This window comes from Streptococcus sp. 2018037, from assembly GCF_019754195.1.
Lineage (GTDB): Bacteria > Bacillota > Bacilli > Lactobacillales > Streptococcaceae > Streptococcus > Streptococcus hashimotonensis.
The window spans coordinates 61,595-85,084 of the sequence record NZ_JAIJZQ010000007.1 but is presented as its reverse complement, the minus strand read 5'-3'; the positions used below and the strand labels follow the sequence as shown (position 1 = coordinate 85,084).

The window sequence follows — 23,490 nt, the reverse complement described above, 5'->3', positions numbered from 1 at the left end:
TTTTCATTGAGTATTAGTTGACTGTTATACTTTTAATGTAAGAGACTGGGAAAGACTATATTTTTATCTTATTATTGTTTTGATAATGAGATAAACCTAAGGAAAAGACTAAGTAGGAACAAATGAATAATAAAATTATTGAAACCCTTGAATTTCACAAGGTAAGACAAAAAATTGAGCCCTATCTCTTGACGGAACAGGGCTTTGAAGAATTACGACAGTTGGAGCCCATGGTGGAAGTCCACCGTATCCAACAGGCCTTCGACGAGTTGACAGACATAGCGCAGATTTTTGTGGAAAATCCCTATTTCAGTCTGGCTGCTACTAGTGACATTGGTCCAGCCATGCGTCGTTTGGAATTGGATACAGACCTCAATATCGCTGAGCTATTAGCTGTTAAAAAGGTCTTGGAAGTTTCTAAATCTCTCTTGGATTTTTATGGAAATCTGGAAAATGTCAGTCTTAGCCAGCTGAATAAACTCTTTGAGAAGATTGAGCTTTTTCCACATTTACAAGGCTCCCTACAGTCCATCAATGATGCTGGTTTTGTAGAGGATTTTGCTTCTGAAAAGCTGGCTCGTATCCGCCGGAAAATCCGTGAAGCTGAAGACCAGGTCCGTCAGGTCATGCAGGATATTCTGAAGACTAAAGGCGACATGCTGTCTGACAGCATTTTGGCAAGTCGTAATGGGCGAAATGTCCTTCCTGTTAAAAATACCTATCGCAATAAGATTGCAGGGGTTGTCCATGACATTTCTGCCTCTGGCTCGACCGTTTATATTGAACCACGGGCGGTAGTGACCCTGAACGAAGAAATCAGTCACCTACGTGCAGAAGAACGCCACGAGCTCAACCGTATCTTGCAGGAATTGTCGGATATGCTCCGTCCGCATAGTGGGGTGATTCGTAACAATGCCTGGCTTATCGGACATATTGATTTCGTCCGTGCTAAGCATCTCTTTGCGCGTGATCATCAAGCAGTTGTACCCAAACTATCTGAGAAGCAGGATATTGCCCTTCTCAACGTTCGCCATCCGCTCATTGCTGAGCCTGTACCAAATGACCTGTATTTCGGTAGTCAGTTGACGGCTATTGTTATCACAGGTCCCAATACGGGTGGTAAGACCATTATGCTCAAGACCTTGGGATTAACGCACCTTATGGCTCAGTCTGGTTTGCCTATCTTGGCTGACAAGGGCAGTCGGGTAGCTATCTTCAAAGAAATTTTTGCGGATATTGGTGATGAACAGTCGATTGAGCAGAGTTTATCAACCTTCTCTAGTCACATGACCCACACGGTACAGATTTTAGCGGAGGCAGATCAAGATTCCCTCATTCTCTTTGACGAGTTGGGAGCGGGGACAGATCCGCAGGAGGGTGCGTCTTTGGCAATGGCTATTTTGGATGACCTTCGTCTGAGGGGGATCAAGACCATGGCAACCACCCACTATCCTGAGCTCAAGGCCTACGGGATAGAAACCTCTGGTATTGAAAATGCCAGCATGGAGTTTGATAGCAATAGCCTGCGCCCAACCTATAAGTTTATGCAGGGTGTTCCTGGTCGCTCCAATGCCTTTGAAATTGCCCGCCGTCTTGGTCTATCTGATATTATTATCCAGTCAGCCCAATCTTGGACGGATACAGATAGCGATGTGAACCGCATTATCGAGAAATTGGAAAGCCAGACGGTTGAAAGCCGTCAGCGTCTGGATAAGATTCGTGATGTGGAGCAAGAAAATTACAAGATGAACAGAGCCCTTCGCAAGCTCTATGACGAGCTCAATCGTGAGCGGGAAAATGAGCTTAACAAGGCACGCTTGGAAGCCAAGGAAATTGTAGATATGGCATTGGCAGAAAGCGAGGATATTCTCAAAAATCTTCATGCTGCAGCCAGTCTTAAGCCCCACCAGATCATCGAAGCCAAGGCAGAGTTGAAAAAGTTGGCACCTGAAGTGGTGGATTTGTCTAAGAACAAAGTCTTGAAAAAAGCCAAAATTCAGCGGGAAGCCAAGGTGGGCGATGACATTATCGTTACAGCTTATGGACAACGCGGCACCCTGACCAATCAGCTTAAAGATGGACGTTGGGAAGCTCAGGTTGGCTTGATTAAGATGACCTTGGCCAAAGATGAGTTTGACTTAGTCAAGGCGGAAAAGGCAGAGCAGCCTAAGAAACGCCAGGTTCACACAGTCAAACGCGCCAATGTACGTGGACCAAAAGCCCGCTTAGATCTCCGTGGCAAACGCTACGAAGAGGCAATGATGGAGTTGGATGAATTTATCGACCAGGCCCTTCTCAACAATCTGGCACAAGTCGACATTGTCCACGGTATTGGTACAGGGGTTATCCGAGAAGGGGTGACAAAGTACCTTCGCCGAAACAAGCAGGTCAAGGAGTTCGGCTACGCCCCACAAAATGCAGGTGGCTCAGGCTGTACTATTGTGACGTTTAAATAAGGAATTAGCAAGCAAGGATAGAGTCAGTCTGTTCTTGCTTTTATATTTCTGCGATACAGGGAATAGGATGGGTCAAAATACAGTTCAAGTACTTACTAGGTTATGATATACTATACTTATAAGGTAAGAAAGCGTCTTACTTGATAGGATTTCATAAAGGAGGTCTAGGATGAAAAAAGTAATGAAGATCATTGTCGGCATTTTGTTAGTAATCGGGATTGGAATTGGAGGAATTGGATATATGCAACACAAGGAACATGAAAAGATGGTCGCAATCGCTACTAGTCAGGAGGCGAGAAAGGTTTATGAAGATTTCATGAAAAAAAGAGATCCCAATGCCTTTGAAGAAGATGGGGTCATTCAATCTTATGAAATTGACACGAACAGTTTAAAATACAATCCTATGGGCGGGCTGATGGTAGATGTATATCTTAATGGTAAACAGAACATATACATCAGTTATAATTTAATTGATAATGGGGATGGAACATACCATTCTGCTTATTATATAGGCTCCCCAGATCTGCTAGGATTTTTAAATGAGGAATATCAATGACTAAAAAATACATAAACGAACCTCGACTTCAGATTGGCATGACTCAGTACAATCAGTATATGATTCAAGGAGCACCTGTTTGGACTCAAAACGGTTCCTTTGTCGGCACAGTCACCCTCGACTTCGATAATGAAAATGGCAATGGTGAACAGGTTTATGCTAAGGAGGTCTGATATGAAAACAGTTGTCAAAATACTAGTTGGCATTATTGTCGCTATAGCACTCGGAATAGGAGGATTTAAGTTGATGCAAAAAATTGAACACGACCAGATGGTGGAGATTGTGAAGGGTGAGGAAGTGAGGGAGATTATCGAAGAAAGGTTAATTTCTTATGATACAAGAGCGTTAACTGAAGAGGGAGCAATAAGGTCCTACTCTATAGATAGTTCCTCAATTCGCCGTAATCCAATGGGAGGAATTAGCTTTACGGTTCACGTTAATAATGATAGTGGACTGTATGTTTTTTATACAATTAATAAAGATTCTAATACAAAAAAAATAGTGCTTGAAGGTGGAGGGAATTCCTCTAGGTTTGAGAATCTAATATCAAAAGAGACGAGGGAATAATATGTACACTGAACAAGAGAGACAAAGAATAGCTAAGGAGGAGTATACAGATTATGTAGTTGGCGACCCTGTTAAGATTTTTACCAATGTCAAAGAAGAACTAACTATCGGCACAGTCCGTAAGGTACTCAAAGATGCAACAGGTTTGGATGGCTATGTGGTTGAAGAGCCTGACGGCAATGTGATAGTCTTGTTCCAAGGTTCTAAAGGTCCAGGGAAGGAAGGCTCTGCAGCAGATTGGCTGGATAATGATTTGCCGATGGTGCACAATATTATATCTAATAAGTCAGAAGTGACGCCCCAACTTCAGTCTGCTTCCAGAAGTCTGAACCAGGTTCTGAAGGACTACCCTAATGCTCAAATTACAGTCTACGGTCACTCGTTTTATGCTATACTATGAGGTAAGAAATGCTCTTATTTGATAGTATTTCATAAAGGAGGTCTAGGATGAAAAAAGTAATGAAGATTATTATCGGCATTTTGTTAGTAATCGGGATTGGAATTGGAGGAATTGGATATATGCAACACAAGGAACATGAAAAGATGGTCGCTATTGCTACTAGTGAAGAGGCGAAAAAGGTTTATGAGGAATATTTAAGGATGGAAGAACCAGCAGCTCTTACCAAGGAAGGTAAAATTAGAACATACGAGGTTGAGCTGGAGGAACTGGGATATAATCCGATGGGTGGTCTAATGACAAAGATTTATGTCAACAATGATAAAAAGAAAACGATGAGTTTTAATCTAATTGATAATGAAGATGGGACATATAGTACAGCTTATTACATACTATCTGGAGAATTATCAACATTTTTAGAGGAGTAGCTATGGCAGGAAAATATATAGATGATCCTCATCTTCAAATTGGGATGAGTCAGTATAACAAAGATATGGTGAAGAATAGTGTAGTCAAAACCCCGAATGGCTCTCCTGTCGGCACAGTCACCCTCGACTTCGACAATGAAAATGGCAATGGTGAACAGGTTTATGCTGTCGTGAAAGATCCAAATTTGCCCAAAGACCAAGTGTTGGAAGTTACGGTTCTCTTTCGAGGCTCGACTGGACCAAATGAAGTATTGTCAAAACCTGCAGATGTGTGGAATGACTGGGCTGAAAACGATCTTTTTTTAGGTTTGCGCGTCTTTGCCCAAGATCATCCGAACTATACCCAGAACCATGACCATGCGAGTGGACAATTAAAAGCATCTTCGGAAGCTCTAAATACAATAATGGCTACCTACCCAAATGCAAAAGTCAATCTGTACGGCCACTCCCTAGGTTCGATGGATGTCCAGTACGCCATTGCTAATTTATCTGACACCGACATTAACCGTTTAGAGAGCGCGTATATCTATAATGGTCCTAATATATACGGCATCCTAGACGACCAACAGAAAGCACGGGTCGACTCCGTCAAAGGGCTGATTCATAATTATGCAGATCTCAAAGACCCTGTCAGTATGGTTGGGCGTGACCTAGACAAAGGAAGTTTAGATTCCGTTGGGATGGTCCACTTCGTGGAAAGTAAGGATATCGATCTTGGCAATCAGCACATGACCTATGGCTATCAGTTAGACTCTTCTGGCAATATTAAGGTCCTACAGACTTCTTCCACTTATATATTTAAACCACTAAATTTATGTTATACTATGAGGTAAGAAAGCGTCTTGCTTGATAGGATTTCATAAAGGAGGTCTGAAATGAAAACAGTTGTCAAAATACTAGTTGGCGTTATTGCCGCTATAGCACTTGGAATAGGAGGATTTAAGCTGATGCAGAAAATTGAACACGACCAGATGGTAGAGATTGTGAAGAGTGAGGAAGTGAGGGAAATGGTTGAGGAGAGGTTAATTTCTTATGACGCTAAAGCGTTAACTGAAGAAGGAATAATAAGGTCCTACTCCATTGACAATGTCTCAATTCACCACAATCCAATGGGAGGGATAAATTTTTCCGTATATTTGAATAACGATGACAATCTCTATATAAATTATAGGATTGAAAAAAGAAAGGATGGCATTGTTAAGCTGGCTGGAGGCGGAAAGTCATCCGATTTAACTAAGTTATTAGGTGAAGAAGCAAATGAATAATTCAAAAATAAAAATAAATTTAACTGATTTTGATAGACAACAGGTAGCATATGAAGAATATACTCCATATTTAAAAGGTGATGAAGTTGTAATCACAAATTTTTTTGACGAGGAAGTTTCCATCGGCACAGTCCGTAAGGTACTCAAAGATGCAACAGGTTTGGATGGTTATGTGGTTGAAGAGCCTGACGGCAATGTGATAGTCTTGTTCCAAGGTTCTAAAGGTCCAGGGAAGGAAGGCTCTGCAGCAGATTGGCTGGATAATGATTTGCCGATGGCGCACAATATTATATCTAATAAGTCAGAAGTGACGCCCCAACTTCAGTCTGCATCCAGAACTCTGAACCAGGTCCTGAAGGATTACCCTAATGCTCAGATTACAGTCTACGGTCACTCGTTAGGCTCAATGAATGCTCAATATGCTCTGGCCACTGTTTCAGATATTGACCGCATTGCTGGGGCTTATATCTATAACGGCCCAAATGTTTATCCTGCTTTGACGGAAGCAGAAAAAACCAGAGTGAATGCTCTGAAATACCGTATTCATAATTACATTGATCAAAAGGATTTCGTTCCTATTGGCTATTCAGGGAAAGATGCTCCCGGCTATAAATCACCTGTAGGAACGAGTGAGGGGGCAATCGGCATAGTCTATCGTGTGGACAGCAAGACTAATCTCAATCCTATTGATCAACACGTGTGGGGTGGTTATCAATGGAACACCGACGGCAGCCTAAAAGTAAAGGAAGGTTCTTCAAAACTAGAACAACATTATTCCAATGCTCTCCACCATGTCTCGTCGGAAATGTACCACTATGCTACTTTAAAAGCAACCCTATCCCGTGGTGGCTTCAGTTCGCGTGAAACCATCTATCTGGATAGCGAACAAGCCCGCATCCTGGCTCAAGGACTGGTTAAGGTTGCGGAAACCACTCACCAAACACTCGAAAAAGAGACCACTTCCACCCTTACAGAAGTAAATGAAGTCTACAGTAGCTTAGGAAATGTCCCTTTTGGCTTCATTTTGAGTCCTGATGAAGTGAGACAGGCCTACAGCAGTGCAGGTGTTGACTATCATAGCCTGGTAGGAGATAGCACCAATCAAGTCGAGAAGTTTATCACTCGCTCCAATCAACTCAAGCAGGACTTAGTGGATTTAGAAAGTCAAATCCAAGCAGGGATCGAGCAGAAAGTAACGGAAGACCAGACGTTAGCACAGAGGATACAAGAATGGACCAGTATGATAAATTAAAGACAGAGTTAATGAAGAAAGAGTGGGAATGGGAGGATATTGAGAACCAACAACGAAAAGCTCAAAAAGAACTACAAGAACATTATGAAAATGTTGAAGAAACCACTCGAATATTGACTCGAATGTTGGAAGAAAAGTATCAAGAAGTTCTGTTTGAATTGCGACAAGTTGGAGACGAGACTGGAGACTTGCACCAGTTACTCAACAATGGCATGTCTGAATGGCATACCGCAATCGATCAAGAGCGATACAGCTCTATTCACCGATTGGATCAGAAACAAGAGGACTTGGATACCTACTATAAAAACCAGTACCGAAAAATGCAAGATCAGATTGACGAAATTTATACAAAATATCGAGAATAGAAGGGAGAGCCAATGCATCAACTTTATCAAATGTTGCAAGATTTATATACCAAAGCTGACCAGATAGACTACGCGACGATTAATGCTATAGAGAAAGAAATTGAACGTTGGCTGATTCGCTCTATCTATGCTCCACTCAAACTGCGAGAAAAGAATGCAATTTTAAAACAACACAAGAAGAAAGTTCAAACAATTGGAAATGATGGAGAAAATTCCGTAAAATTGATTGCAAACAGTTTTGATGCAAGTATAAAAGGCGAGTTTTCAAAAAAGGTACAACATGTTGTGAAAGAAAAGGCAAAAGAATATACAAAATTGGAAGAGGTAGAGTAATATCTCATCCTGTAGCACCCTTTCGTAAATCTTTTCCCATTGCTACAACTGGATTTGACAGGAAGAACAGTCACCCAGTTCCCCCTCGTTTCCCTGCGGTCTAGTTTGGCTTGACCAATACGTTTTTCCAAGTCACTATTTTCTCGACACATCTATCTCCCCTCTTTTTCCCGTAGCACCTACTCCGTCACCTTGTCTCATTGTTACAATTGGATTTGATAAGCAAAACAATTTTTCATTTCTCGCTTGTATCGTTGCGGACAAGTTTGGCTTTACCCATTTGTTTTTACAACTGAAATTTTTATAGATAGGTTTAACTCATTTCTCTTCCGTAGCAAAAATTCGCTTTCTATTTTCTTTTGGTGTAGAATAATAGTAGAAAAACAGAAACGGAGAATTGTATGGTTCAAGTTATTACAGATGCAAACTTTGAAGTTGAAACACAAGAAGGCGTAGTTCTAGTGGATTTCTGGGCACCTTGGTGTGGTCCATGCCGCATGCAAGCGCCAATTTTGGAGCAATTGGCAGATGAAGTGGATGAAGATGAATTGCGTATTTACAAGATGGATGTTGATGAAAATCCAAACACAGCTCGTCAGTTTGGAATCATGTCTATCCCAACTCTTTTGTTCAAAAAAGATGGACAGGTTGTGAAACAAGTTGCTGGTGTCCACACGAAAGATCAAATCAAAGCTATCTTGGCAGAGATTGGTTAATTGAAAATGAAAGCAAGTGGTGGATTGACTACTTGTTTTTTCACAACTGTGAGTCATACAAAGATATCAGATTGTGAAGGTTGGCACAAGATGTTGTAATAACCTTATCATTGTCATTTTAGAAAGGTTAGATATGTCAACTATTAGTTACAAACCATTAAATCTTTATCGTCAGTTTAAAACAGCAGCTCAAGAGTTTCCAAATGTTGCCATTTATTTTGACCACCCCTACGCATCCTTCCCTGAATTAGGATTGGAAAATACCTATCAAACAGTTTTTGAGGCTATTCAAAAAAGAGCTGCTCAATTTGCAGCAGCAGGTATTGGCTATGGGGACAAGGTGGTTCTGTATAAAAGCCCAGCTTTCGACACCTATTTGTTAGCAGTAGCGGTAACGGCATTGGGTGCTGTTCCTGTTATGATTTCCTACCATTTGCCATCTTCGAATTTAGATGTGTTTGCGGAGCGATTGGAAAAGTCTTTCATTGTCTACGACCAGGAAACGGAAGAACGTGTAGCAGGAATGACCCGAACTGACCTGGTCACAAAGGTATTTTTACCCCAAGTCCTAGTGCAAGAAGCAGATACATTTGAAGAAAATCTCCTGCCAGAAGATGTCATTCAGTACATGACCCATACTTCAGGAACGACAGGTGTTCCAAAACTAATCTGCCACACAGCACAGACCATGGGCTGGCGAGTAGCTTGGCAACAGACTATTTTTGACAAGATGACGGAGAGAGGCTTGCTGGCCTTCCATATCTCCCCTGTTCATTCGCGCTATAATATCGGCGTGTCGTCGGCGATTGGGCTAGGATTCCCCCTCTACCCGCTTTCTTCTGCAAGAAAAGATGATGTTGAACGGGCGCTTGCTCTTCACCGTCCAAGTGCTCTGGAAACCCATCCTAACAACTTTGTCCAATGGGCAAGATTGGTCAAGGAAAAACCAGAGGTCTTTAGTAGCATTCGTTATTACCATTCAACCTTTGATGCTATCAATATTGGTACGCTTCGCGCCTTCTTGGAGGCTTCTAAAGAGCAACATCCAGTCTTTATGCAGGTTTATGGTCAAAGTGAATGTGGTCCAATGATTTTACGTTACCATCATTTGGAAAATCTAGGAACAGTTAGCGGACGAGATATGGGGATTGGTCTGGAAGGTTACACAGAAGCACGCATCACAGATGCCAAAGGGAATCCTCTCCCAGCTGGAGAAAACGGACATATCCAGTTCCTGTCAAAAGGACGTGCTGTGACCTACTATAAAGAAGATGCCCGCTTCCAAGAAAATGTGTACGGTGCTTGGTGGGATAGTGGTGACTACGGCTGCATGACTCCAGAGGGTACACTTCTTCTAAAAGACCGTCAGGTTGACCTCATTGAGCACATCGACAGCAATCTAGCCTTGGAAGATTTATTGCTGGATAAATTGGACTTTTTATCAGAAGTCGTGATTATCCGCGATGTCAATGGTGCACCGCAGCCGATTATTGCTCTGGCAGAAGATGCTGAGATGAACTGGGAAGCTTGGTGGGCAATGGTTGCAGACCTACCACTATTGAAAGAGCCTATCTTGATGGCTTATGACGACATTCCACGAACTGCGACCATGAAGGTTCAACGCCTCAAAATGGAAGCAGAAATGAAAGAAAAAAATCTGTAAGGGTGACGAAACCACGCTTGCAGATAAGAAGGAGTTCACATGAAAGAAATTTATCTAGCAGGCGGTTGTTTCTGGGGAATGGAAGGCTACTTTTCCCAGATTGATGGTATTCTCGACACCAGCGTTGGCTATGCCAATGGACAGGTGGAGACGACCAATTATCAACTCCTCAAACAAACAGATCACGCAGAAACACTCTATCTAGCCTATGATGAGACTCGTATCCATTTGCGGGAAATTCTCCTCTATTATTTCCGCGTCATTGATCCCTTCTCTGTCAATCAGCAGGGGCCTGACAAGGGTCGCCAGTATCGGACTGGTATCTATTACACAGATAAGGCTGATTTGCCGACCATCGAGCAGGTCATGGCGGAGCAGTCTCAGCTCTTTGGCGGACGCCCCCTAGCCGTTGAAGTGGAGCCACTCGCGCATTACATCCCCGCCGAAGACTACCATCAGGATTATTTGAAGAAAAATCCCCAAGGGTACTGCCATATCGATCTTGGGCAGGCAAAGATCCCTCTGATTGATGTTGCAGACTACCAAAAGCCAGACCAGCAAGTCTTAAAAGACAGCTTGACCGACCTCCAGTATCAAGTCACTCAAGAAGCTGCGACGGAAAGACCCTTCGAAAATGAGTTTTGGAATAGTGACCAAGCTGGCATCTACGTCGATATTACGACTGGTGAGCCCCTCTTTCTCTCGACGGACAAATTCGACTCAGGCTGCGGCTGGCCCTCCTTTACCAAACCAATCAGCAAGGAAGTTGCGACTTATTTCCAAGATCTCTCCCACGGCATGAACCGCATCGAAGTCCGCAGTCGGGCTGGTCATGCTCATTTAGGTCATGTCTTTGATGACGGACCGCGTGACAAAGGTGGATTACGTTACTGTATCAACTCAGCAGCCCTTCGTTTCATACCGAGAGAGGAAATGGAAGAAGCAGGATATGGCCTGTTTTTGGAGTTGCTTAAATAAATTTATGAACGCAGAAAGTCTATTCGCAAAGAATAGGCTTTTTGTGTATTAAAATTGTATGTTCAGAAAGATGATTTTGATATAATAATCTGTATAGAGATTTTTCTTAAGGGACATATATGGAAAGGTTATGAAAATGATTCTTAGTAAACGTTTTAAAAATAGAAGAAAGGAACTTGGCTTTACTCAAAAGGAACTTGCAGAGGGAATTTGTGAGCAGAGTTTGATTAGTCGAGTTGAAAAATTAGGAGTTGCTCCTACATCGGATATATTATTTGCCTTATCACAACGCTTACAGGTGTCTATGGACTATTTTTTTGATGAAAGTGTATCAGATAAAGCTCCTGATATTACGGTATTTAAACGATTGGTGGACAAAGCTTTGTTCACTCGTTCCTATGATCAACTGGCTTATCTTGTAGAGGCAGAGAAGCAGAAAGAAGCTGTTCATTCGCAGGAAAGCAGTGAATATTTAACTTATCTGGCTTGTATAGTGGACTTCCATCATTATCATAAGGAAGATACTGCAATTGTACGTATGGAAGAACTTAGTCATCGAATCAGTAAGACATCTAGTTTTTATCTTGATGTATACAATAGCTTGGTTAATTTTTATGCCTTGACTTCTCGAGACGAGGCTTTAGACAGTTTGTATGAGGGGCTTTCAGAAAAGCTTAGCCACTTGGATATATCGAACACAGAGAGTTTTCATAAGTATATCAAGATTCGCTACAATCACGCTCACTATCTTTTTAAAAGGAAGAGGCAGTCACAGGCAATTGATGAATTGACAGACCTAATCGAAATCTTGCGAGACAAGAAGAGTTGTTATCTTTTGGCAGATACGCTTTGTTTAATCGCAAATGTCGGAGAGGGATTTCTATCAAAAGATGAAATTCTCTCCTACTATCGAGAAGCAGAACACCTTTTCAAATTTTTTGGTCCGCAAAATAGCTATCTCAGCTTGAAAGAATATCTATCGAAAGATATTTAATAATTATATAAAGATTATTTTTAAGAAATAACCAGAAATAGTTGCAAACTCGTCATTAATATGTTAAAATAAAAACAAAAAAGGGTGATTTTATGAAGAAATATATATCAATTCTTTTGATGGTAACTATATTATTGACCCTATTCCCATTAGCTAAAGTAAAAACACAGGGATGGGAACCTGATATTATTCACCGGAGGGAGTAGTTATATTTACTATTTAAATTGTTAAATCCTTAATAGTGACTGGGAAAGGAGGAAAATCTAGGAAACGATATTGGTCATGAACAAGGGGTATAATTGTTTTAAGTCAGTTAGTATTAAAGCGTACGGAAAGGAGAGGTAGTAATGTTTAAGACCTCAAGAAAACTAGCTTTTTTATTGGTGCTATTGACGATGAGTTTTGCAGTTCCGGTCCTCGCTATCTCTGTAGAAGGTGGAGAGTGGAATTACGGAGGTCATCATGATCCAAGTAATTGGGGAGCATATTCAAGTTATTATCATGCCCGTGAGAGACATTATGCGAGAGTTAGTAGTACTCAGCGTCCAGGGAAGTCGTCAAAGGTATATGCTGGTCCAGGTGGAGTGGCTTATGCATTTATTAATACAGATATTGGAGAACATGTTGATTTTGGTTACGGGTTCTAATGATAGGGAGGTGGTGGAGTCCACCTCCTTTTTGTACAAATGGGGTTCGTTATGAAAAAAGTATTTACTTATTTATCTACTTTTAGCGTCTGTCTCTTCTGTATATGGTTAGTGAGTCTGCAACTTGATTCTTTAGTTTATCATTACTATCCATCGGTTTCCATATTAAGTCGAGGGGAAGAAGTGACCTATGAAGAAGTGTCGGATGCCCTGACAAATTTAGCAGAAAAGGAAAATAGTCTAATTGCTAAGACAATAACAGAAACAGATGACAGTGGGCGAACTACTACCAGTTATGATGTTTTTGGGAAGGGGGAGCTTCCACAGGGCTTGGTCAAAGCGGATAGGTTAGTAGCTAGTCAGGTCAACTTAGCTGAAAATTACTATGTTGTAAAAGGGAATCTGGACATCAAAGCGGTAGAAAACGTCTTACAGTCACTAGGATTGGTGGATAGCTATATTTATAGACCGACCCTATTAAACAGTTTAAGTCTATTTCTTGGTAGAGGAGCTCCGAGCTTAGGCCTTATTATCTTTATACTCACAAATCTTGCATTGACAGTAGTTGGACAGATTGTCTACTTGCGGTCAGCAGGGATAGAGATACTTTCAGGTGTGAGGAGTTGGCAGATTGCTAGTCGTTTTTTAAGAGTGGATGGAAGAGATATAGCATTGGCTACAGTAGGGGCGCTTGTTTTTGGACTGATTGCTATTTTAATTTTGGGTTGGCCAATGGTATATTATCGTTTTGTAGCAATCGGTATTGCCTTTTATGCTTGTTTGCTTTTGTTCCTATCTTTATCAACAAGTGTTGGATTCATGATTGCATTAAACATTTCTCAGTTACAAAAGCTAATGAAGGGAGCGTTGCCTCTCAAGGCGATTTTTGCTATTTTACTAATAGGTCAGTGTTTAGCGGTTTGTATCATCTCTATTGGTGTTAGTCGAACATTGACATATGTTGGAGTTCTCCATACACTAACGATAGGAGAAAAGGCTTGGCAAGAAAGACAAGATGTTTTTAGTCTGTCTTTGAATCGTGAAGCATTCACAGCTGATGAAGCGATGGCTCAGCAACAAAGAATAGCTTGGTCTCATGTAATTTTAGAATCATATGCGAAAAATAATGTAATGCTAGTCCAGCACCATTTACGGCATAACACAATAAAACAACATACCATCATTGAATCCAGCAAGGAAATTCCTCTAGAAAGGGTGTTGTATGTGACGCCGAATTATATACAATCAGAAGGTGGCCTGTACGATTTCAAGCAGCTGGAAGAGATAAAGCAATTAGGCAAGGATGAAATTGCATTATTATTACCAAAGAGTTTGCAAAATGATGCGAGTGTTTACCAAGCGTATTTTGAGGACATGGTAGGGAAATTGCTTGCGGATGGAGAAAAATCCTTAAGTTTGCATTCAAATGTTTATTACATTTCAGACGAGAAGCGATGGTTCATTTACAATCATACTCCGATAAATTATGAGCAATTTTTACAGGCTCCGTTGATTGTTGTTCTATCACCTGAAAGTTTTGAAGAAACGTCCTATTTTTGGGAAAATGCCTTACCAGATTTTGTATTTTTCAAAGATAAGGAGATGCTGGAACAACTGTTGGACAAATACAATTTACAAAACACAATAGGTAGCTTGTTATCTAGCAGGCAACAGTACAACACCCTGAGAAAAAATGTTCAACTTGAAATTCTTATGACCCTATCTCCGACAATCCTTGGAATATTCACTTCCATACTATTGTTCAATACGATGAATCTTCTATACTTTGAGACCTTCAAAAGAGAAATAGCCATCAAGCGGATAGCAGGGATGCGTTTTATCGAATTGCATGGTTCTTATCTAGGAGAACAAGTCGGCTCCGCTCTTGTTGGGATGGGTTTGGCAATGTTTATGACAAAGTCGGTTATTGTTAGCCTAGGAGTAGCTGTAGCTTTGTTGATAAATAGTTGGATGTTACTGAACAAACAAGCGAAAAAGGAAGAAAAAATCCAGTTGAGTGTATTAAATGGCAGATAGTTAATGAGGTGAAGTTAGAATGAAAGGAAAATTTGTACTTGTATCGACGATCATTCTAGCCGTCTTTATGATTTGGTTGGGGGTTAGCCAAAAGGAGACTATGCTAGTTCATTATTATCCTTCTGTGACCACCTTGTCGGTATCTGAGGACGTGATTTACTCAGATGTAAGACAACGATTAGAGGAATATTCTCAACAGACGGATAGTGTGATTGCCAGGCGGGTGATTGAGCCAAGTAAATCAGGTGGACGTACCTTTTCTTATGATAATTTTAGTCAATCTCCCCTACCAAGAGGACTAGAGGAATTTCAGGAATCAGAAAAGGTGGAGTCTGCACTTTTAACCAAATATTTTATTTTCCAAGGGAAAGCGACGGTAGAGGAGCTTCGGTCTCTTCTTGTTTCGATTGGATTTGACGAGGTTCAGATTCGGAAGCCTTCGACTATTGCTACTTTACTCGCATTTCTGACACAAGGGGGTCAATTCTTAGCTGTACTGGTTTTTCTCATTACCTATATGGCTTTGGTAGTGATTGCGAATGTAAGGCAGTTGCGTATGGCAGGCATCCGTTTGATTGCAGGAGATTCACGCTGGCATTTATTTCTACTGTCTCTACAGGAAAGTGCGAAAGAGATAGCTCTAACTATCCCATTTGCGGTTCTTCCAGCAGTTGGACTGGGATATCTCATCGGATTAGATAGCTATTCCGTCTACTATCTGGTCGCAACCTTGGTGGGCTATCATTTCTTGCTTGGTTTGATTGTCCTTTTTTTCGCTGCTACATTTACCTTGGCCATTCGAACCTATCACTTTTTACCCTTGTTAAAAGGGAAGATGCCCCTGCAAGGAATCCTGACCATTATGGTTATGGGACAAATGCTGGCTCTACTGGTGGTGTCATTGGGTGTGGCTCAAACCGTCTATTATTCAGAGATTTGGCAGGAATACCAAGCAGGCACCCAGCAGTGGGAGAAAGAAGAGGATTACTATAGTTTGGCTTGGAACATTGCTGCGGATGGTCGCTCGGGACTAAATTCGCCTGAAAATTGGTATCCTTTACTAAAGCAAGCTTTGGAGGAAGACGGCGCACTCTTTGTCAAAAGCAATTTGAATGCCTATTTAATGGGCTCCCAACTGGAAGATGGGACAAGCCTTGACAGCTACCATCCAGCAGGCAACACCCTCTACGTTAGTCCAAATTATTTGCAGATACAGGATGTAGACTTGTCGAACGAAGCATTACCTTCTCTACAAGAAGATGAATTTCAACTTCTGTTACCTGAAAAACTGCGTCCAGAAAGCGATACTTATCTCCATCTTTACCAAGATTATATCAATCGTATGGTTAGACCTGCTAATCAAGCAAGTTCAGCTACCATTAAGGGAAAAGTTGCCTATTTAAAAGATGGGCAGAAGCAATTTATCTACAATCATCGTTCTGGTCAACATGTGCAATACCTGACAGACCCTATTTTAGTTGTGCTGGCACCGTCAAGTCTGGGAGAGGAATCTGCTGATTTTTGGTTGAATGAAGTAGATAGCAGTATTTTATTTAAAAACAGAGATAAACTTTTGCGCGAATTGAAGGAAAAAAATCTGTTTCAGTTTGTCAATGAAGTGAAAAGTAGCTCCTCCCTCTTTACAGAACTTTTAGATCGTATTCGGATAGAGACCATTTCAACATCTATGGGAGCCATTTTAGGGATTGTGACATCAATTGTTCTGTTTAATACCATGAATCTTCTATACTTTGAAGAATTTAAACGTGAGATTTTCATCAAGGAAATTGCAGGGATGGATTTCTTGGGAATCCATAAGAAATACCTAACGTTCCAACTGCTTTCCCTCTTGTTGGCTCTTGGAGCAAGCATGGTAGTGACAGGTCACATTTTCATAAGTAGTATCAGTTTTGCCTTGTTTATGGTCAATGCCCTCTGTTTATTGAGGTGGCAGGCGAGGAGAGACGTAGCTTGGAATATCCGTATTTTGAAAGGAGCCTAGTATGTTTTCTATCCAATCAATTCAAAAGAAATTTGGGAAACGCAGCTTGTTTTCTGATGTAACGCTAGACTTGCAGGCTGGAAAGGTCTATGCCTTGATAGGTGCCAGTGGTAGCGGAAAAACGACCTTGCTGAATATCTTAGCCAAGTTGGAGTCCTATGATGCAGGTGACATTCTTTACAAGGGGAAGGATTTGAAAAAGTTGAAGCCCCATCTCTTTTTTAGGGAAGAATTAGGCTATCTCTTTCAGAATTTTGGTCTTTTAGAAAGTCAGACAATCAGAGAAAATCTGGATTTGGGACTGATTGGTCAGAAATTGTCCAAAGATGAAAGGAAATCGAGACAGGAAGCGGTACTTGATGCAGTTGGGCTGCCTTATCTGGACTTGTCTCAGCCTATCTATGAACTCTCAGGAGGGGAAGCTCAGCGGGTAGCTCTTGCTAAAGTCATCCTGAAAAATCCTCCATTGATTCTAGCAGATGAGCCGACGGCTGCCTTAGATCCTAAGAGCTCCCAAGAAATTATGGATATTTTGTTATCCTTGAAGAGCCCAGATCGGCTAATTGTGATTGCGACCCATAATCCTTTGATTTGGGAGCGAGCAGACCTTATCATAAAAATGGAAGACTTGTAAAAATTCATACTCTTCGAAAATCAAAATTATCCGTTGTCAAGAGTGATGAGTGAAAAGCTCCGGTGGAGCTTTTCAGCCTGTTACCTTGAAACAAGACAGTAACAGAGTTCTATCTTCGACTTCGTTTCCTAGACTACTTTTGATTTTCATTGAGTATCAGAAAATATTCTTGATTTTTTCGTGAAATTAGATTAAAATAAAACTAGATAAAACTGAATAACCGGTTGATATTGGGTAGAAGGGAAACTGACTGTTCAATGGACGGAACTCTGGAGAGACCATTTTGGCACCGAAGGGGCAAGGTAGTTCTGCTTGGAAAAGTAGAGCTACTGAAACTCTCAGGTAAAAGGACAGAGCGTTGAAAAATAGGCTTTTTCTGTATTTTTCACGTTGATTCTAGAGGTTGAAGGGTTCAGCCTCTTTTTGTTTTTCCGGCAGCTTTATCGGATTAGAAACGCTTAGGAGGAACTATGTTAGAACTATTTAAGGCTATCAACAATCTTGTTTGGGGACCGCCACTCTTAATACTTTTGGTCGGTACAGGTGTTTACTTTACACTCCGTTTAGGGATGTTTCAAGTTAGCAAGTTACCGACAGCCTTTCGTCTGATTTTCTCTAGTGACCAGTCTGGTCAGGGAGATGTGTCTAGCTTTGCGGCTCTTTGTACAGCTTTGGCAGCGACAGTTGGTACGGGAAATATCGTCGGTGTGGCAACGGCTATTACGACAGGTGGACCAGGGGCTCTTTTCTGGATGTGGGTAGCAGCCTTTTTCGGGATGGCAACCAAGTATGCGGAAGGATTTTTAGCCATTAAATACCGTACAAAGGATGCCGACGGCCAAGCAGCAGGTGGGCCTATGCACTATATCACCTTGGGGATGGGACAGAAGTGGAAACCCTTGGCTGTTTTCTTTGCTGTCTCAGGTGTCCTCGTAGCGCTTTTGGGGATGGGGACATTTTCACAGGTTAATTCGATTGCATCTTCCATGTCTTCGAGTTTTGGATTAGCTCCCCAGTTGGTCAGCATTGTGACAGCCATTTCAATTGCTTTCTTTATCTTTGGGGGAATTGAAAAAATATCGGATGTTTCGACCAAAATCGTTCCTTTCATGGCAATTTTATACATTTTGGCAAGTTTGATAGTCTTGGTAGTTCACTGGAATGAACTGCTTCCGACACTTGGTTTGGTTCTGAAATCTGCCTTCTCACCTGCAGCAGCAGTAGGTGGCTTTGTAGGGGCAACTGTAAAAGAAGCGATCCAACGTGGTATTGCGCGTGGAGTGTTTTCAAATGAATCTGGTCTAGGTTCGGCGCCTATCGCAGCTGCAGCAGCCAAATCGGATAATCCTGTTGAGCAAGGTTTGATTTCTATGACGGGTACCTTTATCGATACGATTATTATCTGCACCTTAACAGGTTTGACAATCTTGGTGACAGGTCAGTGGTCTGTCGAAGGATTGGAAGGAGCTCCTCTGACACAGGCAGCTTTTGCAACAGTTTTTGGCAATGCAGGATCTATTGCCTTGACGATTAGTTTGGTACTTTTTGCTTTTACAACTATTCTCGGATGGTCTTACTATGGTGAACGCTGTATCGAGTTTCTATTCGGTACCAAATCCATCTTGCCTTATCGTCTGTTATTTGTGGCAATGGTAGCCCTTGGTGGTTTCCTCAAACTAGACTTGATTTGGACCATTGCAGATATTGTAAATGGTCTCATGGCCCTACCAAACTTGATTGCCTTACTAGCTCTCTCTCCTGTTATCATCAAGGAGACACGCCAGTATTTTGCAAAGAAGAAATAAGATAAAAGACAGTCGTTTGACTGTCTTTTTGTTCTTTTAGGATGTTTTCTGCTATAATTATCTCATGAATGATTTTATTACCAAGTATTTGTCTCAATTTAATATTGAGGCCATTGTGACAGCGGGTCTAAATAAGGTTTTATCGCTTGTTTTACTCTTTGTTGCATTTTACATTATCAAGAAGATAGCCAAAGCTTCTGTGAAAAAGGTTTTGGTTCCCTCTCTAAAGGTATCCACACAAGACATTGGTCGTCAGAAGACCATCAGTCGTCTGGTGGAAAGTATCCTAAATTACCTACTCTACTTTATCCTTATCTACTGTATTCTGAGTATCCTCGGTTTGCCGGTATCCAGTCTTCTTGCAGGAGCCGGGATTGCTGGGGTAGCTGTTGGGCTGGGCGCACAAGGCTTTCTCTCAGACTTGGTCAATGGATTCTTTATCTTAATTGAACGACAGTTTGATGTCGGAGATGTGGTTAAGTTAACCAACGGGCCCATTACCATTTCAGGAACCATCGTTAGCATGGGAATCCGAACAACACAAGTACGTGATGCAGATGGGACATTGCATTTTATTCCCAATCGCAACATTCTAGTGGTGTCCAATCAGTCAAGAGGGGACATGCGTGCTCAAATCGATATTCCGCTCAAATTTAATACCGATTTGGAACAAGTCTATCACGTAATAGAAGAGGTCAATTTGAGAGAAATCAGCAATTTTGACCAGATTACAGGTGTGACTGTATTAGGTCCCCAAAACGCTATTTCGGGACAGTTTGTATTTCGTGTTAATCTTTTCGTAGCCAACGGTCAACAGAACAAGATCTATCATCAATTCTTTGGTTTTTATCAAGATGCTCTGCGTCAGGCAGGAATAGATTTACCTTCAAGTGGACCAACTGTTTTAAAATAAGGAGTTTATTATGCAAACAAAAGATTTTGTCGTTGAAAATGGGCAGATGTATTATAAGAAGAAACCCTTGCACAAACAGCCTCTCTTTTGGACGACCATTGCTGGTGCCGTTCTCTCCTTTATCCTAGGAGTAACCTGTTTTATTTTTATGATTGGCCTAAGCGCAGCAAATTTTGATAATTGGGATACAGGTAGTGACGGATACATTGATGAGACTGTGGCATACACGGAGTATCAAGTTGGTGACTCAGTTGATTTTTCTGATGGTCTTCATGTGACCGTAACGTCTATGGGCAAAGACGATAGCGTAGAACTAGTAGATAGCTACTACAGCACAGCTTATGTTGTTGAAATGGAAGTTGAAAATTCGACCGCAGAAGAACTCTATTTTGATGAATACTATTTCAGTCTCATGGACCCCGTTAGTCAGATTCCATTTTCTCTGGATTTACGGACCTACGATGTGAATCTAGTTGAAAAGTTGAAGCCAGGAGAGAAAGTACAAGTAAAACTTATCTACGGTATAGATGATGAAACAAACTTTGGTTTTACCTACGAAGATGCTATGTGGACGGAATTAGTCGCAGAAGGTATCTAATTGCTGTAGAAAAAGTTTTAAATACTGCACAATTTTGCGGGTTTATAACACTCCTTGGTTCAGATTGTTCGGCTTGATAATCGACCTATCTGTTATTTTTACATTTTAAAAAGGGAGTGAGAAAGAACTCGACTGGTCTAAAAAAGAGTTCGTCTTCTCACCCCCGCACAGTTGATTAGGTCAGATTTGGAGTGTAATACACGAACAAATCTGCCAATCAACCACTGCGCTGAGATGTTGACACGAACTCTGAGTAGTGTGGCAGGACTTTTTTCCCAGCCTCTCTTCTTTTAACGAAAAATACCCCCAAAATTAGCACGTCAATTTTGGGGGCGTTTTTATTATAGTTTAGTAAACTAAAAGTAAGCTTATACTAAACCTTGGGCAATCATGCTATCCGCAATTTGTTCAAAGGCTGCGATGTTAGCACCTGCAAGGTAGTCTGTACCAAGGTCGTATTTTTCAGCAGTTTCTTTAGCTGTGTTGAAGATGTTGGCCATGATGTCTTTGAGACGTCCGTCCACTTCTTCACGAGTCCATGACAAGCGAAGGCTGTTTTGGCTCATTTCAAGGGCTGATACGGCTACACCACCAGCATTGGCTGCTTTAGCAAGACCGTAAAGAACGCCATTTTCTTTGTAAACTTTGATAGCATCAAGGTCAGATGGCATGTTGGCACCTTCAGCCACACAGTAAACGCCATTTTTCACAAGGGCAGCAGCTTGCTCGCCGTTGATTTCGTTTTGAGTCGCACATGGAAGGGCAATGTCAGCCTTACCATCGTAGTTCCATACAGAACCTTCGAAGTACTTAGCAGTTGCTTTTTCTGCAGCGTATTCTGTCAAACGAGCACGGCGTTTTTCTTTGATATCCACCAAGAGGTCGAAGTCGATACCAGTTTCGTCAATGATGTAACCATTTGAGTCTGAAACAGAGATGACTTTTGCACCGAGTTCAGTCGCTTTTTGAACAGCATATTGGGCAACGTTACCAGAACCTGAGATAAGGACTGTTTGGTCTTTGAAGGATTTACCGTTTGCAGCCAACATGTTATCAGTGAAGTAAACCAAACCGTAACCAGTTGCTTCTGGACGGATAAGAGAACCACCGAAGCCAAGAGGTTTACCAGTCAAGACACCTGCATCAAACTGGCGAAGGCGTTTGTATTGACCGTACATGTAACCAATCTCACGACCACCGACACCGATATCACCTGCAGGGACGTCAAGTGAAGGTCCGATGTGTTTTTGCAATTCAGTCATAAAGCTTTGGCAGAAGCGCATGATTTCAGCATCAGTTTTTCCTTTAGGATCAAAGTCTGAACCACCTTTACCACCGCCGATTGGAAGACCAGTCAAGACGTTTTTGAAGATTTGCTCAAAACCGAGGAATTTCAAGATGGATTGGTTTACAGTTGGGTGGAAGCGAAGACCGCCTTTGTAAGGACCTACAGCTGAGTTGAACTGAACACGGTAGCCACGGTTGACTTGAACATTTCCATCTTTGTCTGTCCATGGAACACGGAAGCTGATGATACGCTCAGGCTCAACGATACGGGCCAAGATGTTTTCTTCGATGTATTCTGGGTGTGCTTCAAAAACAGGCTCAAGTGTAGAGAAGAGCTCTTCTACAGCTTGGAGGAATTCTGTTTCATGTGGGTTGCGGGCTTTGACTGCTTCAAAAGAAGCTTGGATGTAAGCTTTGGCATTTGACATGGGATCACCTGATTTCTTTTTTATTTATTAAATTATCTGACAATTTAATTTATCTGATAATTATTATAGCACCATGATTTTTAAATGTAAAGAAGAAAATGTAAGAATTTTAAAAAAATTAATAAATTTTTATTGCAAAATCCGAACGTTAGTAGTAAATGGAGGAAATCCGTTTGTTTCTTATGATATAATCGAGAAAGAACAACCAATATGGAGGATAATATGGTTTCAACAGCAACGACACTCGGTGGATTTACCTTTGATAATTGTTTGATGAATGCGGCAGGGGTTTGGTGCATGACCAAGGAAGAATTGGATGCGGTTAAGAACTCGAAGGCGGGTACTTTTGTGACAAAAACAGCAACCATGGACTACCGCGCGGGTAATCCAGAACCACGTTATCAGAATGTTCCGCTTGGTTCTATCAATTCGATGGGCTTGCCAAATCAGGGCTTGGCTTACTATTTGGATTATCTACTAGAATTGCAGGAAACGGAGCCAGAACGCACATTTGTTTTATCTGTAGTTGGAATGTCGCCTGATGAGACTCATGAGATTTTGAGAACTGTAGAAGCCAGTGATTTTAAGGGGCTGACAGAGTTAAATCTTTCTTGTCCCAATGTCCCTGGAAAACCGCAGATTGCCTATGATTTTGAAACGACAGAAACCATCTTGCAGGAGGTCTTCACTTACTTTACCAAACCACTCGGTATTAAGTTGCCACCTTATTTCGATATTGTGCATTTTGACCAAGCAGCAACGATTTTCAACCAGTTTCCTTTGAAGTTTGTCAACTGTGTCAATTCGATTGGAAATGGTCTCTATATCAAGGATGAGTCAGTTGTCATCAAGCCTAAAAATGGTTTTGGTGGTATCGGTGGAGAGTATATCAAGCCGACTGCTCTTGCCAATGTCCACGCTTTTTACCAGCGCTTGAAACCGGAGATTCAGATTGTTGGGACTGGTGGCGTCTTGACAGGTCGGGATGCCTTCGAACACATTCTCTGTGGTGCCAGCATGGTTCAAGTTGGAACAACCCTGCAAAAGGAAGGTGTGGCAGCCTTTGAACGCATTACGGCTGAATTGCAGGCCATCATGGCTGAAAAAGGCTATGAAACGATTGAAGATTTTCGTGGCAAGCTACAGCACTTAGATGATTAAAATCATCT

At 41.5% G+C, this 23,490-nt stretch carries 23 protein-coding genes, 1 pseudogene and 1 riboswitch; of the genes and pseudogenes, 23 read left to right on the top strand and 1 reads right to left on the bottom strand.

The features are described from left to right. Positions 1-122: 122 nt before the first annotated feature. The 22 genes and pseudogenes from K5Q29_RS04370 (at position 123) to K5Q29_RS04265 (ending at position 20,606) form a co-directional block, all read left to right on the top strand. On the top strand, positions 123-2,456 hold the full coding sequence (locus K5Q29_RS04370; protein WP_105139376.1) for an endonuclease MutS2: 2,334 nt from the start codon (positions 123-125) through the stop codon (positions 2,454-2,456). A gap of 169 nt (positions 2,457-2,625) precedes the next feature. After that, positions 2,626-3,012 (top strand): DUF1310 family protein, encoded by a 387-nt coding sequence (locus K5Q29_RS04365; RefSeq protein WP_205032591.1) that lies wholly within the window; start codon positions 2,626-2,628, stop codon positions 3,010-3,012. Further along, a complete protein-coding gene (locus K5Q29_RS04360; RefSeq protein ID WP_193433962.1) occupies positions 3,009-3,185 on the top strand; it encodes a hypothetical protein in 177 nt (58 codons plus the stop codon). Before K5Q29_RS04365 ends, K5Q29_RS04360 begins: the two co-directional genes overlap by 4 nt. Position 3,186: 1 nt before the next feature. Then, positions 3,187-3,579: a DUF1310 family protein gene (locus K5Q29_RS04355; protein ID WP_205032590.1), complete on the top strand. Its 393-nt coding sequence runs from the start codon at positions 3,187-3,189 to the stop codon at positions 3,577-3,579. 1 nt (position 3,580) lies between these two features. Beyond that, on the top strand, positions 3,581-3,979 hold the full coding sequence (locus K5Q29_RS04350; protein WP_239515177.1) for a hypothetical protein: 399 nt from the start codon (positions 3,581-3,583) through the stop codon (positions 3,977-3,979). Positions 3,980-4,026: 47 nt separating this feature from the next. After that, positions 4,027-4,404 (top strand): DUF1310 family protein, encoded by a 378-nt coding sequence (locus tag K5Q29_RS04345; RefSeq protein WP_044762595.1) that lies wholly within the window; start codon positions 4,027-4,029, stop codon positions 4,402-4,404. Positions 4,405-4,406: 2 nt separating this feature from the next. Next, positions 4,407-5,195, top strand: a pseudogene (locus K5Q29_RS04340) (esterase/lipase family protein); the annotation flags it as partial. 84 nt (positions 5,196-5,279) lie between these two features. Next, entirely contained in the window at positions 5,280-5,669 is a 390-nt protein-coding gene (locus K5Q29_RS04335) for a DUF1310 family protein (protein ID WP_105139374.1), read from the top strand. Beyond that, a complete protein-coding gene (locus K5Q29_RS04330; protein ID WP_105139373.1) occupies positions 5,662-6,921 on the top strand; it encodes an Mbeg1-like protein in 1,260 nt (419 codons plus the stop codon). The genes K5Q29_RS04335 and K5Q29_RS04330 overlap by 8 nt, the downstream gene beginning before the upstream one ends. After that, positions 6,900-7,286, top strand: a complete 387-nt coding sequence (locus K5Q29_RS04325; RefSeq protein ID WP_024413256.1) for a hypothetical protein — start codon at positions 6,900-6,902, stop codon at positions 7,284-7,286. The genes K5Q29_RS04330 and K5Q29_RS04325 overlap by 22 nt, the downstream gene beginning before the upstream one ends. A gap of 12 nt (positions 7,287-7,298) precedes the next feature. Then, the gene (locus tag K5Q29_RS04320; protein ID WP_024413257.1) at positions 7,299-7,619 is read left to right on the top strand and encodes a hypothetical protein; all 321 of its coding nucleotides are present in this window, start codon (positions 7,299-7,301) and stop codon (positions 7,617-7,619) included. 401 nt (positions 7,620-8,020) lie between these two features. After that, positions 8,021-8,335: a thioredoxin gene (gene trxA, locus K5Q29_RS04315; RefSeq protein ID WP_012775426.1), complete on the top strand. Its 315-nt coding sequence runs from the start codon at positions 8,021-8,023 to the stop codon at positions 8,333-8,335. Positions 8,336-8,468: 133 nt separating this feature from the next. Then, the gene (locus K5Q29_RS04310) at positions 8,469-9,998 is read left to right on the top strand and encodes an AMP-binding protein (protein ID WP_105139372.1); all 1,530 of its coding nucleotides are present in this window, start codon (positions 8,469-8,471) and stop codon (positions 9,996-9,998) included. A 39-nt stretch (positions 9,999-10,037) separates the two neighbouring features. Next, positions 10,038-10,976: a peptide-methionine (R)-S-oxide reductase MsrB gene (msrB, locus tag K5Q29_RS04305; RefSeq protein ID WP_105139371.1), complete on the top strand. Its 939-nt coding sequence runs from the start codon at positions 10,038-10,040 to the stop codon at positions 10,974-10,976. A gap of 136 nt (positions 10,977-11,112) precedes the next feature. Beyond that, the gene (locus K5Q29_RS04300; RefSeq protein ID WP_024406821.1) at positions 11,113-11,970 is read left to right on the top strand and encodes a helix-turn-helix domain-containing protein; all 858 of its coding nucleotides are present in this window, start codon (positions 11,113-11,115) and stop codon (positions 11,968-11,970) included. 347 nt (positions 11,971-12,317) lie between these two features. Next, the gene (locus K5Q29_RS04295) at positions 12,318-12,617 is read left to right on the top strand and encodes a lactococcin 972 family bacteriocin (RefSeq protein WP_014637389.1); all 300 of its coding nucleotides are present in this window, start codon (positions 12,318-12,320) and stop codon (positions 12,615-12,617) included. 51 nt (positions 12,618-12,668) lie between these two features. Further along, entirely contained in the window at positions 12,669-14,654 is a 1,986-nt protein-coding gene (locus K5Q29_RS04290) for a DUF1430 domain-containing protein (RefSeq protein ID WP_105139382.1), read from the top strand. Positions 14,655-14,673: 19 nt separating this feature from the next. Next, positions 14,674-16,656: a DUF1430 domain-containing protein gene (locus tag K5Q29_RS04285; RefSeq protein ID WP_105139370.1), complete on the top strand. Its 1,983-nt coding sequence runs from the start codon at positions 14,674-14,676 to the stop codon at positions 16,654-16,656. A 1-nt stretch (position 16,657) separates the two neighbouring features. Beyond that, positions 16,658-17,290 carry an ABC transporter ATP-binding protein gene (locus K5Q29_RS04280; protein ID WP_221877012.1) on the top strand — a complete coding sequence of 211 codons (633 nt, stop codon included), beginning with the start codon at positions 16,658-16,660 and terminating at the stop codon, positions 17,288-17,290. Between the two features lie 259 nt (positions 17,291-17,549). Beyond that, positions 17,550-17,654: riboswitch (glycine riboswitch) on the top strand. A gap of 106 nt (positions 17,655-17,760) precedes the next feature. Then, entirely contained in the window at positions 17,761-19,095 is a 1,335-nt protein-coding gene (locus K5Q29_RS04275; protein WP_105139368.1) for a sodium:alanine symporter family protein, read from the top strand. A gap of 64 nt (positions 19,096-19,159) precedes the next feature. Continuing rightward, on the top strand, positions 19,160-20,008 hold the full coding sequence (locus K5Q29_RS04270; RefSeq protein WP_105139367.1) for a mechanosensitive ion channel family protein: 849 nt from the start codon (positions 19,160-19,162) through the stop codon (positions 20,006-20,008). 10 nt (positions 20,009-20,018) lie between these two features. Beyond that, positions 20,019-20,606: a DUF4352 domain-containing protein gene (locus K5Q29_RS04265; RefSeq protein WP_024416769.1), complete on the top strand. Its 588-nt coding sequence runs from the start codon at positions 20,019-20,021 to the stop codon at positions 20,604-20,606. 368 nt (positions 20,607-20,974) lie between these two features. Here K5Q29_RS04265 and gdhA read toward each other — a convergent pair whose 3' ends face one another. Further along, the gene (gdhA, locus tag K5Q29_RS04260) at positions 20,975-22,321 is read right to left on the bottom strand and encodes an NADP-specific glutamate dehydrogenase (RefSeq protein WP_014636785.1); all 1,347 of its coding nucleotides are present in this window, start codon (positions 22,319-22,321) and stop codon (positions 20,975-20,977) included. Between the two features lie 222 nt (positions 22,322-22,543). On the opposite strand from gdhA, the gene K5Q29_RS04255 reads away from it, so the two are divergent. Beyond that, positions 22,544-23,482 carry a dihydroorotate oxidase gene (locus K5Q29_RS04255; protein WP_105139366.1) on the top strand — a complete coding sequence of 313 codons (939 nt, stop codon included), beginning with the start codon at positions 22,544-22,546 and terminating at the stop codon, positions 23,480-23,482. The last annotated feature ends 8 nt before the right edge of the window (positions 23,483-23,490 follow it).

What these genes read in the sequence shown, in the direction of transcription:
- K5Q29_RS04270 (WP_105139367.1), top strand. Translation starts at nt 19,160, where the DNA reads ATGAATGATTTTATTACCAAGTATTTGTCTCAATTTAATATTGAGGCC.
- K5Q29_RS04370 (WP_105139376.1), top strand. Translation starts at nt 123, where the DNA reads ATGAATAATAAAATTATTGAAACCCTTGAATTTCACAAGGTAAGACAA.
- K5Q29_RS04345 (WP_044762595.1), top strand. Translation starts at nt 4,027, where the DNA reads ATGAAAAAAGTAATGAAGATTATTATCGGCATTTTGTTAGTAATCGGG.
- K5Q29_RS04310 (WP_105139372.1), top strand. Translation starts at nt 8,469, where the DNA reads ATGTCAACTATTAGTTACAAACCATTAAATCTTTATCGTCAGTTTAAA.
- K5Q29_RS04275 (WP_105139368.1), top strand. Translation starts at nt 17,761, where the DNA reads ATGTTAGAACTATTTAAGGCTATCAACAATCTTGTTTGGGGACCGCCA.
- K5Q29_RS04330 (WP_105139373.1), top strand. Translation starts at nt 5,662, where the DNA reads ATGAATAATTCAAAAATAAAAATAAATTTAACTGATTTTGATAGACAA.
- K5Q29_RS04290 (WP_105139382.1), top strand. Translation starts at nt 12,669, where the DNA reads ATGAAAAAAGTATTTACTTATTTATCTACTTTTAGCGTCTGTCTCTTC.
- K5Q29_RS04325 (WP_024413256.1), top strand. Translation starts at nt 6,900, where the DNA reads ATGGACCAGTATGATAAATTAAAGACAGAGTTAATGAAGAAAGAGTGG.
- K5Q29_RS04320 (WP_024413257.1), top strand. Translation starts at nt 7,299, where the DNA reads ATGCATCAACTTTATCAAATGTTGCAAGATTTATATACCAAAGCTGAC.
- K5Q29_RS04355 (WP_205032590.1), top strand. Translation starts at nt 3,187, where the DNA reads ATGAAAACAGTTGTCAAAATACTAGTTGGCATTATTGTCGCTATAGCA.
- K5Q29_RS04335 (WP_105139374.1), top strand. Translation starts at nt 5,280, where the DNA reads ATGAAAACAGTTGTCAAAATACTAGTTGGCGTTATTGCCGCTATAGCA.
- msrB (WP_105139371.1), top strand. Translation starts at nt 10,038, where the DNA reads ATGAAAGAAATTTATCTAGCAGGCGGTTGTTTCTGGGGAATGGAAGGC.
- K5Q29_RS04300 (WP_024406821.1), top strand. Translation starts at nt 11,113, where the DNA reads ATGATTCTTAGTAAACGTTTTAAAAATAGAAGAAAGGAACTTGGCTTT.
- K5Q29_RS04255 (WP_105139366.1), top strand. Translation starts at nt 22,544, where the DNA reads ATGGTTTCAACAGCAACGACACTCGGTGGATTTACCTTTGATAATTGT.
- gdhA (WP_014636785.1), bottom strand. Translation starts at nt 22,321, where the DNA reads ATGTCAAATGCCAAAGCTTACATCCAAGCTTCTTTTGAAGCAGTCAAA.
- K5Q29_RS04295 (WP_014637389.1), top strand. Translation starts at nt 12,318, where the DNA reads ATGTTTAAGACCTCAAGAAAACTAGCTTTTTTATTGGTGCTATTGACG.
- K5Q29_RS04365 (WP_205032591.1), top strand. Translation starts at nt 2,626, where the DNA reads ATGAAAAAAGTAATGAAGATCATTGTCGGCATTTTGTTAGTAATCGGG.
- trxA (WP_012775426.1), top strand. Translation starts at nt 8,021, where the DNA reads ATGGTTCAAGTTATTACAGATGCAAACTTTGAAGTTGAAACACAAGAA.
- K5Q29_RS04360 (WP_193433962.1), top strand. Translation starts at nt 3,009, where the DNA reads ATGACTAAAAAATACATAAACGAACCTCGACTTCAGATTGGCATGACT.
- K5Q29_RS04265 (WP_024416769.1), top strand. Translation starts at nt 20,019, where the DNA reads ATGCAAACAAAAGATTTTGTCGTTGAAAATGGGCAGATGTATTATAAG.
- K5Q29_RS04280 (WP_221877012.1), top strand. Translation starts at nt 16,658, where the DNA reads ATGTTTTCTATCCAATCAATTCAAAAGAAATTTGGGAAACGCAGCTTG.
- K5Q29_RS04285 (WP_105139370.1), top strand. Translation starts at nt 14,674, where the DNA reads ATGAAAGGAAAATTTGTACTTGTATCGACGATCATTCTAGCCGTCTTT.
- K5Q29_RS04350 (WP_239515177.1), top strand. Translation starts at nt 3,581, where the DNA reads ATGTACACTGAACAAGAGAGACAAAGAATAGCTAAGGAGGAGTATACA.